The 23,142-nt window shown below is 69.9% G+C and carries 23 protein-coding genes; 12 read left to right on the top strand and 11 right to left on the bottom strand.

What is annotated here, in order from left to right:
- Positions 1 to 145: 145 nt before the first annotated feature.
- The 4 genes from ACWKZU_RS09610 to ACWKZU_RS09595 are packed head-to-tail and all read right to left on the bottom strand — an operon-like array spanning position 146 to position 4,197.
- Positions 146 to 946 carry an ABC transporter permease gene (locus tag ACWKZU_RS09610; protein WP_449282102.1) on the bottom strand — a complete coding sequence of 267 codons (801 nt, stop codon included), beginning with the start codon at positions 944 to 946 and terminating at the stop codon, positions 146 to 148.
- Positions 943 to 1,803 carry an ABC transporter permease gene (locus tag ACWKZU_RS09605; protein WP_449282101.1) on the bottom strand — a complete coding sequence of 287 codons (861 nt, stop codon included), beginning with the start codon at positions 1,801 to 1,803 and terminating at the stop codon, positions 943 to 945. The genes ACWKZU_RS09610 and ACWKZU_RS09605 overlap by 4 nt, the downstream gene beginning before the upstream one ends.
- A 9-nt stretch (positions 1,804 to 1,812) precedes the next feature.
- Positions 1,813 to 2,991, bottom strand: a complete 1,179-nt coding sequence (locus ACWKZU_RS09600; RefSeq protein ID WP_449282100.1) for an ABC transporter ATP-binding protein — start codon at positions 2,989 to 2,991, stop codon at positions 1,813 to 1,815.
- A 3-nt stretch (positions 2,992 to 2,994) separates the two neighbouring features.
- Positions 2,995 to 4,197 carry an ABC transporter substrate-binding protein gene (locus ACWKZU_RS09595; protein ID WP_449282099.1) on the bottom strand — a complete coding sequence of 401 codons (1,203 nt, stop codon included), beginning with the start codon at positions 4,195 to 4,197 and terminating at the stop codon, positions 2,995 to 2,997.
- Between the two features lie 495 nt (positions 4,198 to 4,692).
- Here ACWKZU_RS09595 and ACWKZU_RS09590 point away from each other — a divergent pair, with 495 nt between their 5' ends.
- The 3 genes from ACWKZU_RS09590 (at position 4,693) to ACWKZU_RS09580 (ending at position 7,177) form a co-directional block, all read left to right on the top strand.
- Positions 4,693 to 5,160 (top strand): Lrp/AsnC family transcriptional regulator, encoded by a 468-nt coding sequence (locus ACWKZU_RS09590; protein ID WP_053382555.1) that lies wholly within the window; start codon positions 4,693 to 4,695, stop codon positions 5,158 to 5,160.
- Positions 5,161 to 5,162: 2 nt separating this feature from the next.
- On the top strand, positions 5,163 to 6,557 hold the full coding sequence (locus ACWKZU_RS09585) for an aspartate aminotransferase family protein (RefSeq protein ID WP_053382554.1): 1,395 nt from the start codon (positions 5,163 to 5,165) through the stop codon (positions 6,555 to 6,557).
- Between the two features lie 146 nt (positions 6,558 to 6,703).
- A complete protein-coding gene (locus ACWKZU_RS09580; protein WP_449282098.1) occupies positions 6,704 to 7,177 on the top strand; it encodes a hypothetical protein in 474 nt (157 codons plus the stop codon).
- A gap of 214 nt (positions 7,178 to 7,391) precedes the next feature.
- Here ACWKZU_RS09580 and rpsO read toward each other — a convergent pair whose 3' ends face one another.
- Entirely contained in the window at positions 7,392 to 7,661 is a 270-nt protein-coding gene (rpsO, locus tag ACWKZU_RS09575) for a 30S ribosomal protein S15 (protein ID WP_449282097.1), read from the bottom strand.
- Between the two features lie 269 nt (positions 7,662 to 7,930).
- On the opposite strand from rpsO, the gene ACWKZU_RS09570 reads away from it, so the two are divergent.
- From ACWKZU_RS09570 to ACWKZU_RS09560, 3 genes are all read left to right on the top strand, one after another.
- Positions 7,931 to 9,157 (top strand): ammonium transporter, encoded by a 1,227-nt coding sequence (locus ACWKZU_RS09570; RefSeq protein ID WP_449282096.1) that lies wholly within the window; start codon positions 7,931 to 7,933, stop codon positions 9,155 to 9,157.
- Positions 9,158 to 9,227: 70 nt separating this feature from the next.
- On the top strand, positions 9,228 to 10,049 hold the full coding sequence (locus tag ACWKZU_RS09565) for an inositol monophosphatase family protein (RefSeq protein WP_449282095.1): 822 nt from the start codon (positions 9,228 to 9,230) through the stop codon (positions 10,047 to 10,049).
- Between the two features lie 121 nt (positions 10,050 to 10,170).
- Positions 10,171 to 11,373, top strand: coding sequence for an ABC transporter substrate-binding protein (locus tag ACWKZU_RS09560; RefSeq protein ID WP_449282094.1), 1,203 nt, complete (start codon positions 10,171 to 10,173; stop codon positions 11,371 to 11,373).
- A 203-nt stretch (positions 11,374 to 11,576) separates the two neighbouring features.
- On the opposite strand, the gene ACWKZU_RS09555 is transcribed toward ACWKZU_RS09560, so the two are convergent.
- The 3 genes from ACWKZU_RS09555 to ACWKZU_RS09545 are packed head-to-tail and all read right to left on the bottom strand — an operon-like array spanning position 11,577 to position 13,947.
- Positions 11,577 to 11,867, bottom strand: a complete 291-nt coding sequence (locus ACWKZU_RS09555; protein WP_449282093.1) for a DUF6457 domain-containing protein — start codon at positions 11,865 to 11,867, stop codon at positions 11,577 to 11,579.
- Positions 11,864 to 12,637, bottom strand: a complete 774-nt coding sequence (locus ACWKZU_RS09550; RefSeq protein WP_449282092.1) for an NTP transferase domain-containing protein — start codon at positions 12,635 to 12,637, stop codon at positions 11,864 to 11,866. The genes ACWKZU_RS09555 and ACWKZU_RS09550 overlap by 4 nt, the downstream gene beginning before the upstream one ends.
- On the bottom strand, positions 12,634 to 13,947 hold the full coding sequence (locus ACWKZU_RS09545; protein WP_449282091.1) for a molybdopterin molybdotransferase MoeA: 1,314 nt from the start codon (positions 13,945 to 13,947) through the stop codon (positions 12,634 to 12,636). The genes ACWKZU_RS09550 and ACWKZU_RS09545 overlap by 4 nt, the downstream gene beginning before the upstream one ends.
- A 15-nt stretch (positions 13,948 to 13,962) precedes the next feature.
- Here ACWKZU_RS09545 and fdhD point away from each other — a divergent pair, with 15 nt between their 5' ends.
- Entirely contained in the window at positions 13,963 to 14,871 is a 909-nt protein-coding gene (fdhD, locus tag ACWKZU_RS09540; RefSeq protein ID WP_449282090.1) for a formate dehydrogenase accessory sulfurtransferase FdhD, read from the top strand.
- The gene (locus tag ACWKZU_RS09535) at positions 14,868 to 17,192 is read left to right on the top strand and encodes an FdhF/YdeP family oxidoreductase (protein ID WP_449282089.1); all 2,325 of its coding nucleotides are present in this window, start codon (positions 14,868 to 14,870) and stop codon (positions 17,190 to 17,192) included. Before fdhD ends, ACWKZU_RS09535 begins: the two co-directional genes overlap by 4 nt.
- Positions 17,193 to 17,363: 171 nt before the next feature.
- Here ACWKZU_RS09535 and fmdA read toward each other — a convergent pair whose 3' ends face one another.
- The 3 genes from fmdA to ACWKZU_RS09520 all read right to left on the bottom strand — a co-directional run bounded on the left by fmdA (position 17,364) and on the right by ACWKZU_RS09520 (position 19,644).
- On the bottom strand, positions 17,364 to 18,620 hold the full coding sequence (fmdA, locus tag ACWKZU_RS09530; RefSeq protein WP_449282088.1) for a formamidase: 1,257 nt from the start codon (positions 18,618 to 18,620) through the stop codon (positions 17,364 to 17,366).
- Between the two features lie 67 nt (positions 18,621 to 18,687).
- A complete protein-coding gene (locus tag ACWKZU_RS09525) occupies positions 18,688 to 18,975 on the bottom strand; it encodes an FmdB family zinc ribbon protein (protein ID WP_449282087.1) in 288 nt (95 codons plus the stop codon).
- A gap of 48 nt (positions 18,976 to 19,023) precedes the next feature.
- Entirely contained in the window at positions 19,024 to 19,644 is a 621-nt protein-coding gene (locus tag ACWKZU_RS09520; RefSeq protein WP_449282086.1) for an AmiS/UreI family transporter, read from the bottom strand.
- Between the two features lie 192 nt (positions 19,645 to 19,836).
- Between ACWKZU_RS09520 and ACWKZU_RS09515 the strand changes: the two genes are divergently transcribed.
- The 4 genes from ACWKZU_RS09515 (at position 19,837) to ACWKZU_RS09500 (ending at position 23,111) form a co-directional block, all read left to right on the top strand.
- Positions 19,837 to 20,235, top strand: a complete 399-nt coding sequence (locus ACWKZU_RS09515; protein ID WP_449282085.1) for a TOBE domain-containing protein — start codon at positions 19,837 to 19,839, stop codon at positions 20,233 to 20,235.
- Between the two features lie 5 nt (positions 20,236 to 20,240).
- Positions 20,241 to 21,062 (top strand): molybdate ABC transporter substrate-binding protein, encoded by an 822-nt coding sequence (gene modA, locus ACWKZU_RS09510; protein WP_449282084.1) that lies wholly within the window; start codon positions 20,241 to 20,243, stop codon positions 21,060 to 21,062.
- A gap of 142 nt (positions 21,063 to 21,204) precedes the next feature.
- On the top strand, positions 21,205 to 21,984 hold the full coding sequence (locus ACWKZU_RS09505; protein ID WP_449282118.1) for an ABC transporter permease: 780 nt from the start codon (positions 21,205 to 21,207) through the stop codon (positions 21,982 to 21,984).
- A complete protein-coding gene (locus ACWKZU_RS09500) occupies positions 21,981 to 23,111 on the top strand; it encodes a sulfate/molybdate ABC transporter ATP-binding protein (RefSeq protein WP_449282083.1) in 1,131 nt (376 codons plus the stop codon). The genes ACWKZU_RS09505 and ACWKZU_RS09500 overlap by 4 nt, the downstream gene beginning before the upstream one ends.
- Positions 23,112 to 23,142 lie beyond the last annotated feature (31 nt).

The following is a 23,142-nucleotide window of genomic DNA, read 5'->3' as shown; positions in this document are numbered from 1 at the left end:
GAACATTACACCCGATCCGGAATCTCCCCACCATCGGATCCGCCATCGGATCCGACATCGCTGCCGGCGAGGGCGGGCGTCGTACGCCGGCCGGGCGCGCCGAAGCGGCCCGGGACGGGATCCGTCCCGGGCCGCTTCGCGCCGGTCACGCCCGCGCCATGCGCTTCCGCTTGTTGATGTTGATCATCTGCACGATGATCACGAGCAGCAGCGCACCGACGAACACGATCGACGCCAGCACGTTCGCCTGCGCCGGCACGCCCTTGAGCGCGGAGACGTAGATGAACTTCGGGAAGGTCGTGGCGGTGCCCGAGTTGAAGTTCGTGATGATGAAGTCGTCGAACGACAGCGCGAAGCTCAGCAGTGCCGCGCCGATGATGCCCGGCATGAGCATCGGCAGCGTGATGCGCCAGAACACCTGGGAGGGCGAGGCGTAGAGATCCCGCCCGGCCTCCTCGATCGCGGGGTTCAGGCTCGCGACGCGCGCCTTCACCGCCACCACCACGTACGAGATGCAGAACATCGTGTGCGCGAGGATGATCGTGCCGATCCCCTTCTCGACGCCCGCCAGCAGGAACTGCGCGGCGAGGCCGGCGCCGAGCACGACCTCGGGCGTGGCCATCGGCGTGAAGAGCAGCAGGCTGACGGTGGAGCGGAACTTGAAGCGGTAGCGCACGAGCGCGATCGCGATCATGGTGCCGAGCGTCGTCGCGATGACCGTCGCGACCACCCCGACCAGGATGCTGTTGCCGAACGCGGTGCACACCTGGGGCGCCCCGCAGGGGTTCTGCCAGTTGTCGAGCGTGAACCCGCGCCAGATGATGTTGTTGCGGCCCGCGTCGTTGAAGGAGAACACGATGACGTGCGCGATCGGCAGCAGCAGGTAGATGAGCGCGACCGCTCCGACGACCGGGACGAACGCCTTTCCGAGGCTGAAATTCTTCACAGCAGATCCTCCGCACCGCTCTTGCGCACATAGGTCGCGACGATCACCAGGATGATCACCATGAGGATGATCGAGAGGGTGGCCGCCATCGGGTAGTTCTGGGTCTGGAGGAAGTTCGACTCGATGACGTTGCCGATCATCGTGGTCGAGGTGCCGCCCAGGAACTCGCGCGACGCGTTCACGTAGTCGCCCGACATCGGGATGAAGCTGAGCAGCGTGCCCGAGACGATCCCGGGCATCGACAGCGGCAGCGTGACCCTGCGGAACGTGGTCACCGGCGAGGCGTACAGATCGGATCCGGCCTCGATCAGCCGCAGGTCGAGCGCCTGCAGCGAGGAGAACATCGGAAGCACCATGAACGGGATGAAGTTGTACACCAGGCCGAAGATCACCGAGAAGTGGGTGCCGATCAGGTCGCTCGGCAGGATCGACTTCCACGCGAGCGTGCGCAGCAGGAAGCTGATGAAGAAGGGCGCGACCACGAGGATCAGCAGGATGCCCTGCAGCATCGGCTTGGAGCGCACCTTGACCCCGATGAGGTAGGCCAGCGGGTAACTGATGAGCAGCCCGATGATGGTCGCGGTCAGCGCGTAGATGAAGGAGCGCAGCAGGTGCGGCCAGTACTCCTGGAGCGCCGTCCAGTAGTTGGAGAACTGCATCGCGGCGATGTACTGCCCGATGCCCCCGGTCTCGGCCGGCGCCTGCAGCGACGTGAGCGCCAGCTGGATGAACGGCGCCACGAAGAACAGCAGCATGTACGCGATGCCGGGCGCCAGCAGCAGCAGGGCGATCCAGCCCCGCTTGCGAGGGGCCTGTTCGACGGCCTTCGCTGTTGCGGAGAAGGCGGTGAATGCCATGATCGCCTCCTACTCGGCCTGGGCGGCCTGCGTCGCGATCGCCCGTGTCGAGAAGTCGGTGGTGAGTGCACCGGTCTCGAGTCGGTCGTCCGCGAGCCCGAAGGTGTGCTCGACGTGCCAGCTCAGCCACACCTCGTCGCCGAGGGCGGCGGTCGGGCCGGCCTGGAGGTTCTGCGCGAACACCTCCACGGAGCCCGAGTCGGGCAGTTCCACGGTGTACTGCGTGCTCACGCCGATGAACGAGACGTCGACGACCCGGCCCGGCCCGATCGCGTTCGTCGACGCGTCCGCCGCGGGCGGGGTCTGCGAGAGCGTCAGCTTCTCGGGCCGCACGCCGATCGTGATCGCACCGCTGTCGCGCGCGCTGCGCGCACGCGGCACGGAGATGCGGGCGCCGTTCAGGTCGGTGTGGAGCACCCGGTCGGTGCTGCCCGCGACCTCCACCTGGAACAGGTTCGACTGCCCGAGGAAGTTGGCGACGAACACGGTCCTCGGCAGCTCGTACAGCTCCTCGGGGGCGCCCATCTGCTCGATGCGCCCCTTGTTCATCACCGCGACGGTGTCGGCCATGGTCATGGCCTCCTCCTGATCGTGGGTGACGTGCAGGAAGGTGAGGCCCACCTCCTGCTGGATCTGCTTGAGCTCCTGCTGCATCTGGCGACGCAGCTTGAGGTCGAGCGCGCCGAGGGGCTCGTCGAGCAGGAGGAGCGCCGGCCGGTTCACGACGGCCCGCGCCAGCGCGACGCGCTGCTGCTGCCCGCCCGAGAGCTGCGCCGGCTTGCGGTCGGCCATGTGGTCGAGCTCCACGAGCCGCAGCGCCTCGTGCGCCTTGCCGACCGGATCGCCGATCCTGCGGCGCCGCAGGCCGAACGCCACGTTCTCGAGGATGGTCATGTGCGGGAACAGCGCATACGACTGGAACACGGTGTTGACCGGACGCTTGTGCGGCTTGAGCCCGCTCACGTCCTTGCCGCCGATCAGGATCTTGCCCCGGGTGGGATCCTCGAGCCCCGCGACCAGGCGGAGCGTGGTCGTCTTGCCGCAGCCCGAGGGGCCGAGCAGCGCGAAGAACGAGCCCGCGGGGATGGTGAGATCGAGGTTCTCGACGGCGGTGAAGCCGGGGAAGCGCTTCTCGATCCCGACCAGTTCGAGATCGGCGCCGGACGATGCGAAGGAGTTATCCGCCATGGTTCACAGCCCCAGCGCGTTCTGGAAGGCCGTGGAGTAGCGGTTGTCCTCTTCCGCGGTGAGCGTGCGGAAGGGGTGCAGGTGCTCCCAGTCCTCCTCGCTCGGGAAGATCAGCGGGTTGTCGACGTTCTCGGGATTGACCTCCTGCATCGCCTCCTGCGTGCCCTTCACCGGTGGGATGAAGGTGACGTAGTCGGCGACCTGCGCCATCACGGCCGGGTCGTAGTAGTAGTTGATCATCTCCTCGACCTTCTCCTTCGCCTCGGCGGAGGTGCCGTTGGGCACGGTGAAGGAGTCGGACGCGATCATGCCGCCCGACTCGGGGATCTCGAGGGTCCACTGATCGCCGTTCTCGAAGTTGAGGGCGATCACGTCGCCCGTCCACGCCATCGCGGCCAGCGCATCGCCGGTGATCAGGTCCTGCGTGTAGCTGTTGCCCTTGACGTTGCCGATCTGACCGCTCTGGAGGCCGTCGTCGAGCCAGGCCAGCGCCTCGTCGAACTCCTTGTCGCCCCAGTCGCCGGCCGGGTCGTAGCCGAGGCCCGCGAGGATCATGCCCATCGTGTCGCGCATCTCGCTCAGCACGACGACCTTGCCCTTGAGCTCGGGCCGCATGAAGTCGTCGAGCGTCTTGATGCCGTTCGGCACGGCCTCGGTGTTCCAGACCCAGCCCGACGCGGGAAGCTGCCACGGGACCGAGAACTTGCGCCCGGGATCCACGTCGAGCGCGTCCCACTGGGCGTCGACGAGGTTCGCCGTCACGTTCGGCAGGTTCGCGTAGTCGTACTCCTGCACCTGCTCGGCCTGGATGATGCGCCCGTTCATCCAGTCGGTGAAGGTGATGACGTCGTACCCCGTGTGCTGGCCGAGCTGGAGCTGGTCCTTGATCTTGCCGTAGAAGGTGTTGTTGTCGTCGATGTCCTCGATGTAGTCGACGGTGATGCCCGACTCCTCCATGAATGCGTCGAGGGTCGGGTACCCGCCCGTCGCCTCGTCGAAGTCGAGGTAGTAGGTCCAGTTGCCCCAGCTGATGCGGTCTCCGCCGCCACCGCCACCGCCGCCACCGGCGCAGGAGGCGAGACCGAGCGTACCCGCACCCGCGGCGCCCACAGCCGCGCCGCGGAGCAGCTGACGGCGGTTGAACTGAGCGCCCCGGATCATGTCGACGATGCTGCGGACGATCGGATCTTCAGGCTGACGTGCCATGAGATATCTCCTTCGGTTCTCACTGGTCCGGTAACCGACATGCGCACGAACGGCAACATCGCCGGAGTCTGTGCCTCGAATATGGCACAGAGAGGGAATCGACGCCAACAACACACCCCCCGCGACACGAATTCTTCACGAAACAGTTATTTTTCGCTGCGGACACAACGAAAACTGTGGCAGCTATCGACAACTCGCTACGCTTTGCGTGCTTTTCGGCGCGCTCCGCGGAGGGAATCGACGGTGGCTGCACCGGAGCACCACGAGCACCCTCCGCGCCGGCGCCGCTGCGCGCCCCACGGCCCGCCGCCCCGCGGCGGAGGCGCCCGCCACGGCCTCGGGCGATTCCCGCGCGGGCCGCCCGCCTGCCGCGGCCGGGACCGGGCATGCGCCGCCCGGAGAACACCCGGCGAGAACGTGGAGATTGACCGGATTCAACCTCGATATCTTCGGATTCCTTTGCTTTTTCCGAGTTTCACTGCAAGAATCAGTGGCGTGAGCAGCAAACGCACAACGCCGGCGCTCGACGCCACGTCGAAAGCGATCATCGAGCAACTCCAGCGCGATGGCCGCCGTTCGTACGCGGAGATCGGCAAGGCGGTGGGCCTCAGCGAGGCCGCCGTGCGCCAGCGCGTGCAGAAGCTCACGGATGCCGGGGTCATGCAGATCGTTGCCGTGACCGACCCGATGCGACTCGGCTTCAGCCGACAAGCAATGCTCGGCATCCGCGTTTCCGGTGACACCAGGGTCGTCGCCGATCGCCTCGCAGAAATGCCGGAGATCAGCTACGTCGTGCTCAGCGCGGGCTCCTTCGACATCCTGGTGGAGGTCGTCTGCGAGGACGACGATGGACTCATCGAACTGCTGAACGAAAAGATCCGCGGAATCGACGGTGTCGCCTCGACCGAGACCTTCGTCTACCTCCAACTCACCAAACAGAAATATGACTGGGGAACACGATAACCATGTCTTTTGATCCCACTGCCGCGGTAGACACCGCCGCGCTCCAGGCCTCGGCCAAGCGTCACATGTGGCCGCACTTCACCAACCGCAAGGTGCTCGACGACGGCATCCCCGTCATCACCCGCGCCGAGGGCCACCACATCTACGACGCCGCCGGCAAGCAGTACATCGACGGTCTCGCCGGCCTGTTCGTCGTGAACGCGGGCCACGGCCGCGATCGCATCGTCGAGGCCGCCGCCAAGCAGATGAAGCAGCTCGACTTCATGCCGATCTGGTCCTACGGCCACCCGGCCGCGATCGAGCTGTCGGAGCGCCTCTCGTCCTACGCCCCCGGCCAGATGAACAAGGTCTTCTTCACCACCGGTGGCGGCGAGGCCGTCGAGTCCGCCTTCAAGCTGGCGAAGCACTTCTGGAAGATCCAGGGCAAGCCGATGAAGCACAAGGTCATCTCGCGCTCGGTCGCCTACCACGGCACCCCGCAGGGCGCGCTGGCGATCACAGGCATCCCGGACATGAAGAAGTTCTACGAGCCGCTGACCCCGGGCGGCCATCGCGTGCCCAACACGAACTTCTACCGCGCCGAGGAGATGGGCGCGCCGAGCGACGACCTCGAGGCCTTCGGCCAGTGGGCCGCGAACCGCATCGAGGAGGCGATCCTCTTCGAGGGTCCCGACACCGTCGCGGCCGTGTTCCTCGAGCCCGTGCAGAACTCGGGCGGCTGCTTCCCCCCGCCCCCCGGCTACTTCAAGCGCGTGCGCGAGATCTGCGATCAGTACGACGTGCTGCTCGTCTCTGACGAGGTCATCTGCGCCTACGGCCGCATCGGCGACTTCTTCGCGTCGAAGGCGCTCGGATACGAGCCCGACATCATCACGTCCGCCAAGGGCATCACCTCGGGCTACGTGCCCCTCGGTGCGATGATCGTCTCGGACAAGGTGTCGGAGCCCTTCAACTCGGTCGACAACACCTTCTACCACGGCTTCACCTTCGCCGGTCACCCGGCGGCGGCGGCCGCGGCGCTCGCCAACTTCGACATCTTCGAGGAGGAGGACCTCAACGGCCGAGTGCGCGAGAACAGCCCGCTGTTCCGCGCCGAGCTCGAGAAGCTGCTCGACATCGACATCGTCGGCGACGTGCGCGGCGAGGGCTACTTCTTCGGCATCGAGCTGGTGAAGGACAAGGCCACCAAGGAGACCTTCAACGAGGAGGAGTCGGATCGGCTCCTGCGCGACTACCTCTCCCCCGCGCTGTGGGAGGCCGGCCTCTACTGCCGCGCCGACGACCGGGGAGACCCCGTCATCCAGCTCGCTCCCCCGCTGACCATCGGTCCGGCGGAGTTCGCGGAGATCGGCGGCATCCTCCGCAGCGTGCTCAAGGACGCCTCCTCCAAGATCTGATCCCGGATCATCCCGCACCGCGGGATCCCGAACGGCCCTCTCGCCCCGGCGAGGGGGCCGTTCCCCGTTCCGGTCGGCTCGCCCCACAGGCGCTCCGTGCGCGACGAACCGGCCCCTCGCCGAGCGGACTCGCGTAGGCTTCGGGCATGAGCTTCCAGAACCCCTCGGCGCCGGATCACTCGTTCCAGCAGGTCCCGCCGCAGTTCCAGCAGCCCCAGCACGGCGTGCACCAGAACGGCTTCCAGCAGCCCCAGCCCGTCGCGCATGGGCAGACGCCGCTCCCCGGCCCTCCGCCGCACACCGCTGGAGGGGTCAACGTGCTCGGCGTGGTCGCGCTCGTGCTCGTGTCGCTGCCCGCCCTCATGAGCTTCTTCGTACCGCTGATCTACCGTCAGGCCGCCATGTCGAGCGGCATCGCCGTCGTCGGCTTCGTCATCCCGATGATCCAGCTGGCCGTGCTGGTCGTGGCGGCCGGACTCGCGATCGCCGGTGTGCTGCAGCGCGGCGCGACGCGCCTCCGCTGGGCGGCCGTCGGAGCGCTCGTCTCAGCGGCGCTCGGGATCCTGTCCATCATCGGCGGCACGGTCGGCGGATGGGCCCTCTCGATGATGCCCTACTGAGGCCGCGGCTCTCCGCCGCTCGGCGTGCAGCCGGGCGACGGCGGGGCGACGGTCTCGCGGGGGAGGCCGCCCGAGAGGCGGGCGAGCGCTCGCGGGGGTTCCTGGCGGGCGGCCGAGTGCCACCGTTGCGCCGCGCACGCAGAAGCGCCCCGTCTCCCGAGGGAGGCGGGGCGCTTCGCAGCGGTGTGTCCGGCGATCACCGGACCCGGCGTCGTTATCGACGCAGACCGAGACGCTCGATGAGCGAGCGGTAGCGGGTGATGTCGACGTCCTGGAGGTAGCCCAGGAGGCGGCGACGCTGACCGACGAGCAGCAGCAGACCGCGGCGCGAGTGGTGATCGTGCTTGTGGGTCTTGAGGTGCTCGGTCAGGTCCTTGATCCGCTGGGTGAGCATGGCAACCTGCACCTCGGGGGAACCGGTGTCGCCGGGCTTGGTCGCGTACTCTTCGATGATCGCCTTCTTGACCTCTGCTTCCAGTGCCATAGGGATCCCCTCTCTCTTGCTGCGCGGCGCCGTCAGCGGGATGCTGGGGCTCTCTTTATCGGCGGCCGTTCGAACGGCAACCTATACATCTTAGCACCTCTCGCGCCGTCGCGCCCGCACGGGGCGCAGGCGCACCGCCGGGGCCCCGAAACACGACCGTGACACACATGTGACGCACGGGAAACCCCGACGAGACGACGGTGAAACAGGCCCGGCGCACACTGGTCACACGACAGCGATCCCGGCTGGCTCGAGAGAAAGGCAGCAACATGGAAGAACTGACAGCACCGGAGGTGTGGACTCTCGCGAGCAGCGCGCTCGTGCTCATCATGACCCCGGGCCTGGCCCTCTTCTACGGTGGACTCGTCCGCGTGCGATCCGTGGTGAACATGATGCTCTTCAGCGTCAGCGCCATGGGGGTCGTCGGCATGCTGTGGATCCTCTTCGGCTACAGCATGAACTACTTCGCCGAGGGCGAGAGCGGCTTCGCGGGGAGTCCCTTCAAGGACTTCGGCCTGTTGAACACCGCGCCCGCGGACTACATCGGGGTCGGATTCGGCGCCGTCTTCGCGATGATCACCACGGCCCTCATCTCGGGCGCGATCGCGGACCGCGTCGGCCTCGGCTCCTGGGTGCTGTTCTCCGGAGTGTGGGCGACCCTCGTCTACTTCCCCGTGGCCGCCTGGGTCTGGGGCGGCGGCTGGATCATGAATCTCGGCAGCACGCTCGGCACCGCCGACGTCATCGACCTCGCGGGCGGCACCGTGATCCACATCAATGCGGGCGCGGCGGCACTGGCGCTCGCGATCGTCGCCGGCAAGCGTCTCGGGTTCGCTCCGGGATCGCACAAGCCGCACAGCGTGCCCCTCGTGACCATCGGCGCCGCCCTGCTGTGGTTCGGCTGGATCGGGTTCAACTCGGGCCTCGCGGCGACTCCCGCCGATGCCGGCCTCATCCTGGTGAACACCCTGGGCGCGCCCGCCGCCGGCATCGTCGGCTGGATCCTCGTCGACGTGCTGCGCGGCAAGAAGCCCGGCGTCATCGGGGCCGCCTCCGGTGCGGTCGCCGGCCTCGTGGCGATCACGCCGTCGGCGCTCAACCTCTCCCCGCTCTGGGCGCTGCTGCTCGGCCTCATCGCCGGCATCGCCTGCGCCTTCGCCATCGACTGGAAGTACCGGCTGGGCTACGACGACTCGCTGGACGTGGTGGGCCTGCACCTGGTCGCGGGCGTGATCGGCTCGCTGTACCTCGGCTTCTTCGCCTTCGACGACGGCCTCTTCACGGGCGGCGATGCCGGGCTGCTGCTCGTGCAGGCGATCTCGGTGCTGGCCGTGGCGGTGTACTCCTTCGTGGTCTCGCTCATCATCGCCATCGGCGTGAAGGCGATCACCGGCCTGCGGGTGCCGCAGACGGTCGAGGAGGAGGGCATCGACGCCGTCGCCCACGGCGAGGAGGCCTACGCGATCGATCCCACCGCCACCGTGTCCGTCCGCTGATCCGGATCCTCATCCCCGGGGCGGGGCTCGCACGCGCGGGCCCCGCCCCGCTTCCCGTTAGGCTCGGATCATGACGCCTCCGCTCGACATCCCACCCGAGTCCCTCGCCCGCCTCGCCGCCGACATCGCGGTGCAGACCGGCGAACTGATCGTGACGCTGCGGGATCGCGGGGTGTCGGTCGCCGCCAGCAAGTCGAGCGCCGTCGACGTCGTGACCGAGGCCGACCGCGAGGCGGAGCGCCTGATCGTCTCGGAACTGCGCGCCGCGCGCCCGGGCGACGGCATCGTCGGCGAGGAGGGCACCGGGATCGACGGCGCGAGCGGCATCACCTGGGTCATCGACCCCATCGACGGCACGGTGAACTACCTCTACGACATCCCCGCCTTCGCGGTGAGCATCGCCGCCACCGTGCGCGACGAGTCGGCCTACGCCGACGGTCGGCGCTCCATCGCCGGAGCGGTGTTCAATCCGCGCACGGGAGAGCTGTTCGACGCCTGGGAGGGCGGGGGCTCGCGCCTGAACGGCTCCCCCATCGCCGTGTCCGGCAAAACCGATCTCGGCTCCGCGCTCGTCGGCACGGGCTTCGGCTACACGGCCGAGCGCCGCGCCGAGCAGGCCGAGATGGTGTCACGTCTGCTGCCGCTCGCCCGGGACATCCGTCGCATCGGATCGGCCTCCCTCGATCTCTGCAACCTCGCCGCGGGCCGGCTCGACGCCTACTACGAACTCGGCCTGCAACCGTGGGACTACGCCGCCGGGGCATTGATCGCGTCGGAGGCCGGCGCCGCGATCATCGGCCGCGACGACGGGACACGCCCGGGCACGCCGTTCCTCTTCGCGGGCGCCGCCGGGCTCGTGGAGGAGCTGCGCTCAGTCGTGCTGGGGGTCTGACGCACGCGCGTGACACGCGAAAGTCAATATGATTGACACTCACGTTTACTCGACCGCTCGGGTGTGTGAGGATAGACGCAGAGTCACGCCGCCGAGCGGCACCGTTTCCAAAGGAGGAGACATGCACCGTCAGCCGACCGATCCCGTCGTCCAGGAGCTCGTGCGCCGCGCCCGCGCCGCTCAGGTGAACCGCCGGCAGCTGCTGCGCGGCGCCTCGCTCGGAGCGGCCCTGCTGGGCGCCGGCTCCCTCGCGGCGTGCGCGGGCCCCAGCGGGCCCGGTGACGGCTCCGGCGGCACCCTGCGCTGGGCGAACTGGACCTACTACCTCGACTACGACGAGGAGACCGGCGAGTGGCCGTCGCTCAACGACTTCATGGAGCAGACGGACATCCGGGTCGAGTACTTCGAGGACATCGACGACAACAAGACCTTCATCGCCAAGATCAAGGATCAGCTCAAACTGGAGCAGGACACCGGCTACGACGTCTTCGTCCCCTCGGACACGACGATCGTGCGGCTGCTGGAGCAGAATCAGCTCAGGGAGTTCGATCGCAGCCTGATGCCGAACGTCGACGCGCAGATGATCGACATGGTGCAGAACGCCTCCTTCGACCCCGACCGCACCTGGACGATCCCGTATCAGGCGGGCATGACCGGCCTCGTCTACAACACGCAGCTCTACCCGAAGGGGGTGCGCGAGGTCTCCGACCTGTGGTCGCCGGATCTCAAGGGGAAGATCAATCTGCTGACGGAGCAGGACGACACCCTCGCCCTCATCATGCTCGAGCAGGGCGTCGACATCGAGGGCGACTGGGGCGACGACGAGTTCGAGGCCGCGCTCGACGTGGTCAGGGAGCAGATCGGCAACGGCCAGGTCGCCACGGTGAAGGGCAACTCCTACACCCAGGACCTGGAGCAGGAGACCATCTGGGCCGGCATGGCCTGGTCGGGCGACATCGCGATCCTCAACGAGGAGGCCGGTGAGGAGATCTGGAAGTTCGTGGTCCCCGATTCGGGCGCCTCGGTCTTCATCGACTCGTTCTCGATGCCCCTCGCCACGAAGGCCTTCGAGCAGGTGCACGAGCTCATCGACTACTACTACGAGCCCGAGGTCGCCGCGCAGGTCGCCGCCTACGTGCAGTACGTGACGCCGGTCGCCGGGGCGCAGGAGGCCATGGCCGACGGCGACACCCCCGAGCTGGCCGAGAACCCGCTCATCTTCCCGGACGAGGAGATGTCGAAGCGCATCTTCGACATGCGGTCGCTGTCGGCGCAGGAGGACAACCGGTACTCGCAGGCCTACCAGAAGGTGCTCGGCAACTAGGGGGTCGCGGCGAGCACCCGGCGTCCCGCGCTTTCCTCTGTCATCCTGCGCGGAGGGAGCGCAGCGAGCGCAGTCGCAGGATCCGCCCGGCCGCGCCGCAAGGCCCACCGTGGATTCTGCGACTCGCTCCGCTCGCGCAGAATGACCGGACTCGCTCCGCTCGCGCAGAATGACCGGATCCGCTCGGCCTGCGGTGGACTCGCTCAGCCAGCGGGGTCCGCGTCGCCCCCGGCGGCCTTCCACTCGGCCGCCCGGGCGGTGAGGCGCTCCGCCAGCGCCCGTAGCGCGTCGGGATCCTCCGAGCGACCGACCGCCAGGCCGAGGAGGAACGTCGACAGCGGGGCGGCGGGGCGCGCGACATCGTGCGCCACGTCGCGCGCCACGTCGAGCACGGTGCCGATCGATACCGCGCCGGGATCGAGGTCCAGCTCTGCGGCGGCCGCGGCCAGCCACTCGTCGAGCGCCTGCGGGGGAAGGTGCTTCGGGTCGCTCATGTCGGTCTCCTCACCGTTCTGGGGTTCGCGGGGCGTTCGGGGTCGGCAGGTCCGCGGGGATCCTTCGGGGAGGCCGGTTCCGACTCGCTCCGTACGCTCGACGGGCGGCCTCCCCGGCCTGCCGGTTTCGGCTCCGCGCTCCGCTCCCCGCCGGTCGAGTGGAGCGAAGCGGGGCCGGAGCCGTCGTCGGCCCGCTCGAGGTCCGCGGGCTCGTCGATGTCGGCGGTCGTATCGTCCGGAGCATCGACCCGGCGCAGCCGCAGGCCGCCGAGCAGCGCCCGGAGCGGCGCGCCGGCCGGGTCGCCGCCGAGTCCCTCGAGTCCCGCCCGCAGCGCCCCGAGCCGGTACGCACCCGCCAGCCACTGATCCCGGCCGCTCCCGTCCCGCAGCACGATGCCGTCGATGTCGGCTGCGGGCCCGTCCTCCGAGCCCGGCAGCTGCGCGGCCAGCAGCGCGCACACCGCGTCGGGGCGCACGAGGTCGCAGGAGAGCAGCAGCAGCCAGTCGGCGCGCAGGTGCGGCAGCGCGGCGGCGAGCGCGGCGAGCGGCCCGGCGAAGGGCGGGTCCTCGCGCACGACCAGCACCCCCTCCGACCCCGTGTGCGCGGGCCCCACCACAACGACGCACCCGGCGCCGGCGGCTCGCGCGGACACCACCGCACGGTCCACCAGCCGTTCGCCTCCGAGCGCGATCACCGCCTTGTCCCGCCCGCCGAGTCGGCTGCCGCGCCCGCCGGCGAGTACCACCGCATCGATCTCCGGGGCGGTCACGGCGCCACCAGGATCACGGAGACCGTCTCCCCCGGCGCGACGTCGCCGCGCTCGGGCGGGACGAGCGCGTACCCGTTCGCGCCGCCGTGCCCGCCGACCGCGTGGGAGACGCCGCGCGGGTCGACCGCGGGCGCGCAGACCAGTCCCCCGGCCTCCTGCGCCACCACGACGGGCAGCACCTGCAGACGCCCCGCGGCTCCGCGCCATCCCGTGGCCGTGCGGGCCGGCACCCGCAGCCGCTGGAGCTCGCCGCGCCCCTGAACCGCGAGCAGCGCCGGGCGCACGAAGAGCTCGAAGCTGACCGCGGCGCTCACGGGGTTGCCCGGCAGCGCGAAGACGAAGGCGCCGCTCGCGAGCCGGCCCGCGCACTGCGGCTGTCCGGGCCGCACCGCGACTCGCACCGCCCGCACCCCCGTCTCACCCTCGAGCGCGATGCGCACGACGTCGTGCCGGCCGGGCCCCACACCCCCGGTCGTCACGATGACGTCGCAGCGGGGCCCGAGCTCTCGCAGCCGGCGGGAGAGACCGGCCGCGTCGTCGTCGCTGCGCTCGACCGCGACGGGCTCGATCCCGAGCTCGCGCAGCAGCCCCGCGATGAGCAGCGAATTCGATTCGGGGATCTGGCCCCGTTCCAGCGGCTCGCCCGCCCCGCGCAGCTCCGATCCCGTCGCGAGCACCGCCACTCGCGGGAGCCCTCGCACGGAGACGCGTTCGACGCCGGCTGCGGCGAGCGCGGCGAGCCTCGCGGCGCCGAGCGGCTGCCCGGCGCGGGCGATCTCGCGCCCCGCCTCGACGTCCTCGCCGCGTCGCCGGATGTTCGCCCCCGCGGGCGCCTGCGCGAGCACCCGCACCGCGCGATCCGCCCACGGATCGCCGCCGTGGTCCCCGCGCGTGGACTCGACGGGCACCACTGCGTCCGCATCGCTCGGCACCGGCGCCCCGGTCATGATGCGCACCGCGGTGCCCGGAACGATCACGGGATCGGCGCCGCTGCCGGCGGCGACCTCGCCGACCACCCGCAGCTCGACCGGATCCCGCTCGGACGCCTCCGCGACGTCGGCGGAGCGGAGCGCGTAGCCGTCCATCGCCGAGTTGTCCCAGAGCGGCAGCGCGTGACGCGCGTGCACCGTCCCCGCCAGGGTCAGGCCGTGCGCGTCGCGCAACGGGACGGCCCGCTCGGGCAGCGGCCGCACGGCGGCGAGGATCCACGCCAGATGCTCCTCCACCGTGATCCGCATGCGGGCCACCCCTTCGTCGCGTCCGATCCCCACGGCTCGGCCGATACCGGCCTTGCCCCTGCCGTCATTCAATGCTATCCAAGGAGTGTGTCCCGTATCGCCGCTCGTCGCAGGGTGACCCGCCTCACCGCAGGCGGATCCCGGATCGAGCGAGCGGATTTCCTCGCGGTCGAGGAGCCGCTCGAGATCCGCGTCTCCGGACGCTCCCTCGCCGTGACGATGCGCACGCCGGGCAACGACATCGATCTCGCGGCGGGCTTCCTCGTCTCCGAGGGCGTGATCCACCGCGGCGGCGACTTCATGGCGGCGATCCACTGTGCGAGCGACGGGGAGCCCAACACCTACAACGTGCTCGACGTGACGCTCGGACCGGGCGTGCCGCCGCCCGACCCGAGCCTCCAGCGCAACTTCACGACGACGAGCGCTTGCGGGCTCTGCGGCAAGGCGAGCATCGAGGCCGTGCACACGGCCACGCGCTACGCCGTCGACCAGGATCCGCTCGTCATCGACGCGACGATGCTCACCGGCTTCCCCGACGCGCTGCGCGCCGAGCAGGCCGTCTTCGAGCGCACCGGCGGCCTGCACGCCGCGGGTCTCTTCGATGGGCGCACCGGCGAGATGCTCGTGCTGCGCGAGGACGTCGGCCGGCACAACGCCGTCGACAAGGTGATCGGCTGGGCGCTGCGGCACGACCTCCTCCCCGCACGGGGATGCGTGCTCATGGTGTCTGGCCGTGCGAGCTTCGAGCTGACGCAGAAGGCGCTCATGGCCGGCATCCCGATGCTCGCCGCCGTCTCCGCGCCGTCCTCGCTCGCCGTGGAGCTCGCGGTCGATTCGGGCCTCACCCTGGCCGGATTCCTGCGCGGCCCCTCGATGGTGATCTACAGTCGTCCCGACCGCGTCACCGACGAGGCCGCGAACCGCACCGCAGACCCACCCGACCCACCGCACGCGGAGCCTCGCGCGCACCACCTCCAGGAAGCAGATCAGTCATGACCCCCCACGCCCCGGACGAGGATTTCTCAGACGCCGATATCGAGGTGTCGGAGCCGAAGACCTACGCGGCCGGCCTCGGCGGCGTGTTCCACTCGATGGAACCCGCGCTCACGCACATGGGGCTCGCCCGCACGATGAAGCTCATGACGAAGATCAACCACAAGGACGGCTTCGACTGCATGAGCTGCGCGTGGCCGGATCCCGACCATCGCAAGATCGCCGAGTTCTGCGAGAACGGCGGCAAGGCGGTGACCTGGGAGGCGACACCCCTGAAGGTGGAGCGCTCGTTCTGGCAGGAGCACTCCATCAGCTCGCTCGAGGACAAGACCGAGTACTGGCTCGGCATGCAGGGCCGTCTGATCGAGCCGGTCTACAAGGCGAAGGGATCGGATCACTACGAGCCGATCGGCTGGGACGCCGCGTACCGGCTGATCGCCGACCACCTGCACGCCCTCGACGACCCGAACGAGGCCGCCTTCTACACGAGCGGGCGCGCCTCCAACGAGGCGGCCTTCATCTACCAGCTCTTCGCACGCGTGCTCGGCACCAACAACCTCCCCGACTGCTCGAACATGTGCCACGAGTCGACCGGCACCGCCATGAGCCACACTGTCGGCATCGGCAAGTCGACCATCGCCTACAAGGACTTCGCCGAGTCCGATCTCATCATCATCATGGGCCAGAACCCCGGCACCAACCACCCCCGCATGCTCACGGCGCTGCAGGAGGCGAAGGAGAACGGTGCGAGGATCGTGGCCGTCAATCCGCTGCCCGAGGCGGGGCTCATCGGCTACAAGGACCCGCAGCGGATCCGGGGGTACGTCGGCAAGCCGACCCAGATCGCCGACCAGTTTATCAAGATCCGCTCCGGCGGCGACATGGCCCTGCTGCAGGCCGTCTCGAAGCGGGTGCTCGACGCCGAACGGGCGAACCCCGGCACGGTGCTCGACCACGACTTCCTGCGGAGGCACTGCGACGGCTTCGAGGCCTTCGCCGCGCACATCGACGGCCTCGACGAGCGCGAGGTGGCCCGGGCGACCGGCATCCCCGTCGAGGAGATCGACGAGCTGGCGGAGCGCTACCTGGACTCGGACCGGGTCATCATCTGCTGGGCGATGGGGATCACCCAGCACCGCAAGGGCGTCGACACGATCCGGGAGATCATCAACCTGCTGCTCCTGCGCGGCAACATCGGCAAGCCGGGAGCCGGCGCGTCGCCCATCCGCGGGCACAGCAACGTGCAGGGCGACCGCACCATGGGGGTCTGGGAGCAGATGCCCGACTCCTTCCTCGACGCGCTCGGCGAGGAGTTCGGCTTCGAGCCCCCGCGCGAGCACGGCGTCGACGCCGTGCACGGGATCCGCGCCCTCGATCAGGGGCGGATCAAGGTCTGGGTCGGCCTCGGCGGCAACCTGCTCGGCGCGATCTCGGACACGAACCTCGCGGAGTCGGCGATGCGCAAGACGCGCCTCAGCGTGCAGCTGTCGACCAAGCTCAACCGCTCCCACGTCGTCACCGGCGAGGAGGCGCTGATCCTGCCCGTGCTCGGCCGCACCGAGATCGACGTGCAGGTCTCGGGGCCGCAGTACGTGACCGTCGAGGACTCGGTGTGCGCGGTGCACGCCTCGCACGGCCAGATCCCCCCGATCTCCGACCAGGTGCGTTCCGAGACCGCGATCATCGCGGGCCTCGGCCACGCGACCTTCGGGGATCGCCACGGCATCGACTGGCTCGCGATGATGCGCGACTACGACGTGATCCGCGATCGCATCTCCCGCGTGGTGCCCGGCTGCGAGAGCTACAACGAGAAGACCCGCACCCGCGACGGCTTCGTGCTGCCGAACGGCCCGCGCGACTCGCGCACCTTCAACACCGACACCGGCAAGGCGCACATCACGGTCAACGAGCTCGAGCACATCGAGTGCCCGCCGGGGCGCCTGCTGCTGCAGACGGTGCGCTCGCACGACCAGTTCAACACCACCATCTACAGCCTCAACGATCGCTACCGCGGTATCAAGAAGGGCCGCTACGTCGTCTTCGTGCACCCCGACGATCTCGCTGAGCTCGGACTCGAGGACGGGCAGAGCGTGGACGTCTTCAGCGAGTGGAAGGACGAGCCCGACCGGGTGCTGCGCGGCTTCCGGACCGTCGCCTTCCCCACGGCCCGCGGTTGCGCGGCCGCCTACTTTCCGGAGGCCAACGTGCTGGTTCCGCTCGACAGCACCGCGCTCGAGAGCAACACGCCGGTATCGAAAGCCATCGTGATCCGGCTGGAGCCGTCGCGCGCTCCGGCCGGGGTCGGTCGGCCGGCGGTGGTGTGAGCGCAGCCGCCGGAGGAGCGGTTCTTCGGCCTCCCCTCTCCGCCTCGCGAGCGCGCGAGTCGAACCCGAGGGTTCTGGCCCCGGGTTCGACTCGTCGCTGCGCTCCCCGCGCGACCGGCGGGCGTCGCCCGCTCGGCCGTCGGAGGTCGCCCGCTCGACCGGCGGCACCTCCTACTTGTTCGCCGCGGTGGGGGCTCCGATCCCCGGGTCGATCTGGAACGGCCCGGCCGCGGAGGGCCGCGGGTCGAAGTCGAAGATCTCCACCGGGATGTACACCGTCGAACAGGAGTTGGGGATGTCGACCACTCCCGAGAGCCTGCCCTCGATCGGGGCGGCGCCGAGCAGCAGGTAGGCCTGCTCCGGACTGTACCCGAACTTGGTCAGGTAGTCGATCGCGTGCAGGCACGCCCGCTGATACGACAGGTGCGAGTCGAGGTACTTCTGCTCGCCGTCGAGGGTCACCGAGGTGCCGGAGAAGGCCAGCCAGTGGCTGTACTGCGGGTCGACGTTGCCGGGCACGAAGATCGCGTTCTCGCTCACCCCGTAGGTCTCCATGCCGCCCTTGATGATGTCGACGCGCAGATCGATGAACCCGCCCATCTCGATCGCCCCGCAGAACGTGATCTCGCCGTCGCCCTGCGAGAAGTGCAGGTCGCCCATCGACAGATTGGCTCCGTCCACGAACACCGGGTAGAAGACCCGCGTTCCCTTCGTGAAGTTCTTGATGTCCTGGTTGCCTCCGTTCTCGCGCGGCGGCGCCGTGCGAGCGGCCTCCGATCCCACGCGCGCCCACTGATCCCGCGGCACTCCGCCGAGGATCGCGTGCTCCGCCTCCGGGGGCAGGGCGAGCGGCGGCACCCGGTCGGGGTCCGTCGCGATCAGCGCGCCCTCGCGTGCGTTCCACTTGGCCAGCAGCTCCGCAGACGGGGCGGTGCCCATGAGCCCCGGGTGGATGATCCCCGTGAAGGAGACGCCGGGGACGTGCCGCGAGGTGGCGGTCTGTCCCGAGAAGTCCCAGACCGCCTTGTAGGCGTCGGGGAACTGCTCCGTCAGGAATCCGCCTCCGTTGTTCGTCGAGAAGATGCCGGTGTAGCCCCAGCCCTGCCCGGCGAGGGGCCCCGAGTCCTCCTGCGGGATGGGGCCCACGTCCAGGATGTCGACGATCAGCAGGTCGCCCGGTTTCGCCCCCTCGACCCGGAACGGGCCGCTGAGCGTGTGCACGGTGAGCAGCGGCGCGTCGAGGATGTCCTGCGCCGAGTCGTCGTTGCGGATCGCGCCGTCGAACCACTCGCGGCAGTCGACCCGGAAGCTGTCTCCCGGCTTGACGGTCGCGACCGGCGGGATCTCCGGGTGCCAGCGGTTGTGCCCGAGCTTCTCCTGATCCGTGAACTTCTTCGACGAGTCGAGTGTGAATATGTGTTCTGGCATCGTTACCTCTCCTTTGTTTCCTGAGGATCGGCACCGTCGCCGATCCATATTCATGGGTCTGGGCGGTTCAGGACCTCGGCAGCTTGGCGTGCAGCGGGTGGGTGGTGACCGGTTGGGATCTGCCCGGTCCGCGGGCGGGCAATCGATCGACGACGGCCGGCTCGTGCGCACTGCGCGCCGCGTCGTCGATGAGGCGGTACGCCGAGGTGCCGGCGATCGAGAGGTGCGGCGCCGTGATCGCGCGCCTCGCCGATCCGCCGCAGACCCGGCAGCTCATCTCCTTCGGGACCTCGGACATCGGGTAGAGGGCGTCGAAGCGACACCCCTCGGTGCACTGGAACGAGTAGCTGGGCAATGCGATCGGCCTTTCTCTGCGGAGCGGGAAGGGTGCGGGAGGCGGCGGTTAGCTCTCGACGGCCTCCCGCGGCCGCGCGACGGCGACGGGCTTGCCCAGCACCCACGCGAGCCCGAAGAGGACGACTCCGACGACCGCGGCGATCGCCCCCTCGAGGGCTCCGGTGACGTAGCTGCCGGTCAGCAGCAGCATCGCGGGGATCGCCCCCGTGAAGATGCCGAGGAGCAGCGTGAACCAGCCGGTGCGGCGCGTGAGCGCGTCCTTGCCCCGCGCGAGGACGAGGAAGAACAGGAACCAGAGCGCGGCCCACGAGAACCAGATCATCCCGAACACGGGATCGTCGAAGGTGGTGAACTGCAGGACGCCGTAGACCACTGCGCAGGCGGCCACGAAGAGCGAGAACCACCCGAGCCCCTCACCGGTGGCCCCCGTGAGCTGGTTCCACGCCACGTACAGGTACGTGAAGCCGAACAGGTAGAGGCCGGAGGCGCCGAGCACCGCCGCGGGCTCGCCTCCCGACTGCAGGATGATCAGCGTCGGGAAGATCACCTGCATGCCGCCCACGAACAGGTTCATGGCGGCGGCGGACTTTCCCGGCACGAGACCGAGCAGCATGAGCCCGTTCACGAACAGAACGGCTCCGACGTACAGCAAACCGACATGACCCATGGTCTTCCACCCTCGCTCCATTGCGTTGACGAAGTCCGGGGGGACGCCCGAGGGACCATCCCCCCGTGGTGCTGCGCCGACCGCTTCGCTGGTGCGCGGGTCGGCCTCTAATTCGGACGGTACGCCGGTTTTCCGGGGAAGTCAACGAGCATCCGGTTCCCTCTCCGCGGATGCGGCTCTAGACTGCGTATCATGACGCATTTCCGGATCAGCGAGGCCGCTGCCCTGATCGGAGTGAGCGACGACACGATCCGCCGGTGGGCGGCGGAGGGGCATTTGAAGTCCTCCGTCGACGCGGCGGGCCGCCAGGTGGTGTCGGGTCGCTCGCTCGCGGCGAGGGCCCTCGCGCTCGCCCCCGCAGCGGACGAGGACCCCCGCGTGCGGCGCAGCGCGCGGAACCGCTTCACCGGCATCGTCACGGCGGTCGAGAGCTCCGGCCTCGTCGCCCAGGTCGAGCTGCAGTGCGGCCCGAACCGCGTGGTCTCGCTCATGACCTCCGAGGCGCTGAGGGAGCTCGATCTCAGGGTCGGCTCCCGGGCAACCGCGATCATCAAGGCGACCACCGTCATCATCGAGACCGAGAAGAGGTAGGAATCGTGCCCGTACGTTCACGACGCAATCGCGCCGCCGCAGTGGTGCTGGGAGCGGCGGCGCTGCTGCTGCTCGGCTGCTCGCCCCAAGCCGATCCGGCCCCCGCGGAGGGCGACTCCCCCGTCGGCGACGAGCTGCAGGGCGAGCTCTCCGTCTACGCCGCCGCCTCCCTGCAACCCGCGTTCGAGCAGCTGGCCGCGGCCTTCACCGAGCAGCATCCGGAGGTCACGTTCAGCCAGACCTTCGACGGCTCGTCGGTGCTCGCGACCCAGATCATGAGCGGTGCGGGCGCCGATGTGTTCGCCTCGGCGGACGAGGCGAACATGCAGAAGGTGGTCGATGCCGATCTCATCGACGGGGAACCGGTGGTCTTCGCCACGAGCGAGCTGGTGATCGCCGTCGCACCGGGCAATCCGCTCGGCATCGAGACGCTCGCGGATCTCGCGAAGCCCTCGGCGGACGGCACCGCGCCGGTGGTGGTCGTGTGCGGGGCGGAGGTGCCGTGCGGCACCGCTTCGAACACGCTGCTCGACCGCGACGGGGTGGAGCTCACCCCGGCGAGCGAGGAGCAGAACGTGACCGCCGTGCTCACGAAGGTGCGCGGCGGCGAAGCCGATGCCGGCCTCGTGTACCACTCCGACGTGCTGCGCGCGGAGGGCGAGGTCGAGGGCATCCCGATCGCGGGCTCCGCGGAGGCGGCCGGCAGCTACATGATCGGCACGGTCGCCGGATCGGCCTCGCCCGAGGCCGCCGCGGCGTTCGTCGAGTTCATGCGCTCGGAGGAGGCGCAACGCCTCTTCGAGGAGCTCGGGTTCCGGTCGGCGTGAGCCGAGCGACGCGCCGCTCGGGAGCGGGGAACGGGGTGACGGGATCGTGATTCCCACTCGCTCGGCTCGCTCGGTCGACGACGGAGGCTCCGCGCGTCCGAGCGGCGCGGGCTCCGGCCGCTCGAACGGCTACCGCACCGCGCTGCCGCCCGCGGTGCTCGCCCCCGCCGCCCTTGCCGCGGCGGTGCTGCTGCTGCCGCTCACCGCGCTGTTCCTCCGCGTCGACTGGGCGCTGGTGCCCGCCACCATCGTCTCCCCCGCCGCCCTCAGCGCGCTCGGCCTCTCGCTCCTCACCGCGACGATCGCCACGGCGCTGTGCATCGTGCTGGGGCTCCCGCTCGCCCTGGTGATCGCGCGCGCCGAGGGTCTGCTCGCGACCGTGCTCCGCGCGCTCACCACGCTCCCGCTCGTGCTGCCCCCGCTCGTCGGCGGCCTCGCGCTGCTGTCGCTGCTCGGCAGGGGCGGCGTGTTCGGCGACGCGCTCGAGAGCCTCGGCGTGCGGATCCCGTTCACCACCGCGGCGGTGATCATCGCGCAGACCTTCGTCGCCCTCCCGTTCCTGGTGATCTCGGTCGAGGGGGCGCTGCGCGGCATCGACAGCGGCTACGAGCGCGCGGCGGAGAGCCTCGGCGCGAGGCCGTGGACGGTGCTGCGCCGGGTGACGCTCCCCCTGCTCGCCCCCAGCTTGACGGCCGGTGCGATCCTCTGCTTCACCCGAGCGCTCGGCGAGTTCGGGGCGACCGCCCTGTTCGCGGGGAACGCCGCCGGCACGACGCGCACCATGCCGCTCGCCATCTACACCGCGTTCAACGGCGCCGGCGTGACCCAGGACACGGCGCTGACGCTCTCGCTGCTGCTGGTGCTCGTGGCGATCGTCGCGCTGCTCTTCATGCGCTCGCGCACCCCCGGGACGGAACTGTGAACGGCGGGCTCTCCTTCGACGTGCGCGTGCACCGCGGCGGTTTCGCACTGCATGCCGCCGCGCGCGTCGAGCGCGGCGAGGTCCTCGGGGTGATCGGGGCGAACGGCTCGGGGAAATCCACGCTGGTCGGCTCGATCGCCGGAACGCACCGCATCTCCACCGGACGCATCGTGCTCGGAGACCGGATCCTGTGCTCGCGGGAGCCCGGCGCGCGCGAGATCGGGCTCCCCCGGGCGGACCGTCGCATCGGGCACCTCGACCAGCGGGCCCGGCTCTTCCCGCACCTCGACGCCCGCTCGAACATCGCGTTCGGGCCACGGGCGCAGGGGACGCGTCGGCGCACCGCCGATGCGGCGGCCGAGCAGTGGCTGGAGCGCATCGGCCTGCCGACCCGAGGAGACTCCTTACCGCATCAGCTCTCCGGCGGACAGCAGCAGCGCGTCGCCATCGCCCGCGCACTCGCCGCCGGACCCGAAGCCGTCCTGCTCGACGAGCCGTTCGCCGCGCTCGACGTCGTGAGCAGCGACGAGCTGCGCGCGCTCGTGGCCGCGGAGATGCGCCGCTCCGAGGTGCCGATGGTGCTGGTGACGCACGACCCCGTCGACCTCATCACGCTCGCCGACCGCGTGCCGGTGCTCGAACACGGCCGGGTCGGTCAGTCGGGGACGGTCGCCGCGGTGCTCGACGCCCCGGCGACGCCCTTCGCCGCGGAGTTCACCGGCCGGGTGCTGGTCGAGGGAATCGCATCCGCATCCGGCTCGCTGCAGCTCGCCGCCGCGCCGCTGGCCGAGCTCCACGGCACCGGGAGGCTCCCGGCCACGGGCGAGCGGGCCGTCGCGAGCTTCGTCCCGTCCGCCGTGCGCATCGCCCCCGAGACGCGTTCCCGATCGGGGCCGGACGAGGCCGCGGGCGGGCTCAACTCGTGGAGCGATACGATCCGCGCCGTCTCGGCGAGCCCCGCGGGCATCCGAGTCGAGTGCGCGGGGTGGCCCGGCTTGGCGGCGGAACTCCCGCTGTCCGGAACGCTCGAGCCCTGGCTCGCCTCCGGCGCGCGGGTGCGCCTCGACCTCGCCGCGACGGACGTGCGCTTCGCGATCCCGAGCCCGTCGCCGCGCGCGGCCGGCTGAGCGCGCGGAGCGAGGATCGCTCGGCGCGACC

The organism is Leucobacter sp. (genome assembly GCF_053528595.1).
Note: the sequence above shows the minus strand (reverse complement) of the source record. Positions and strands in the feature narration are given on the sequence as shown.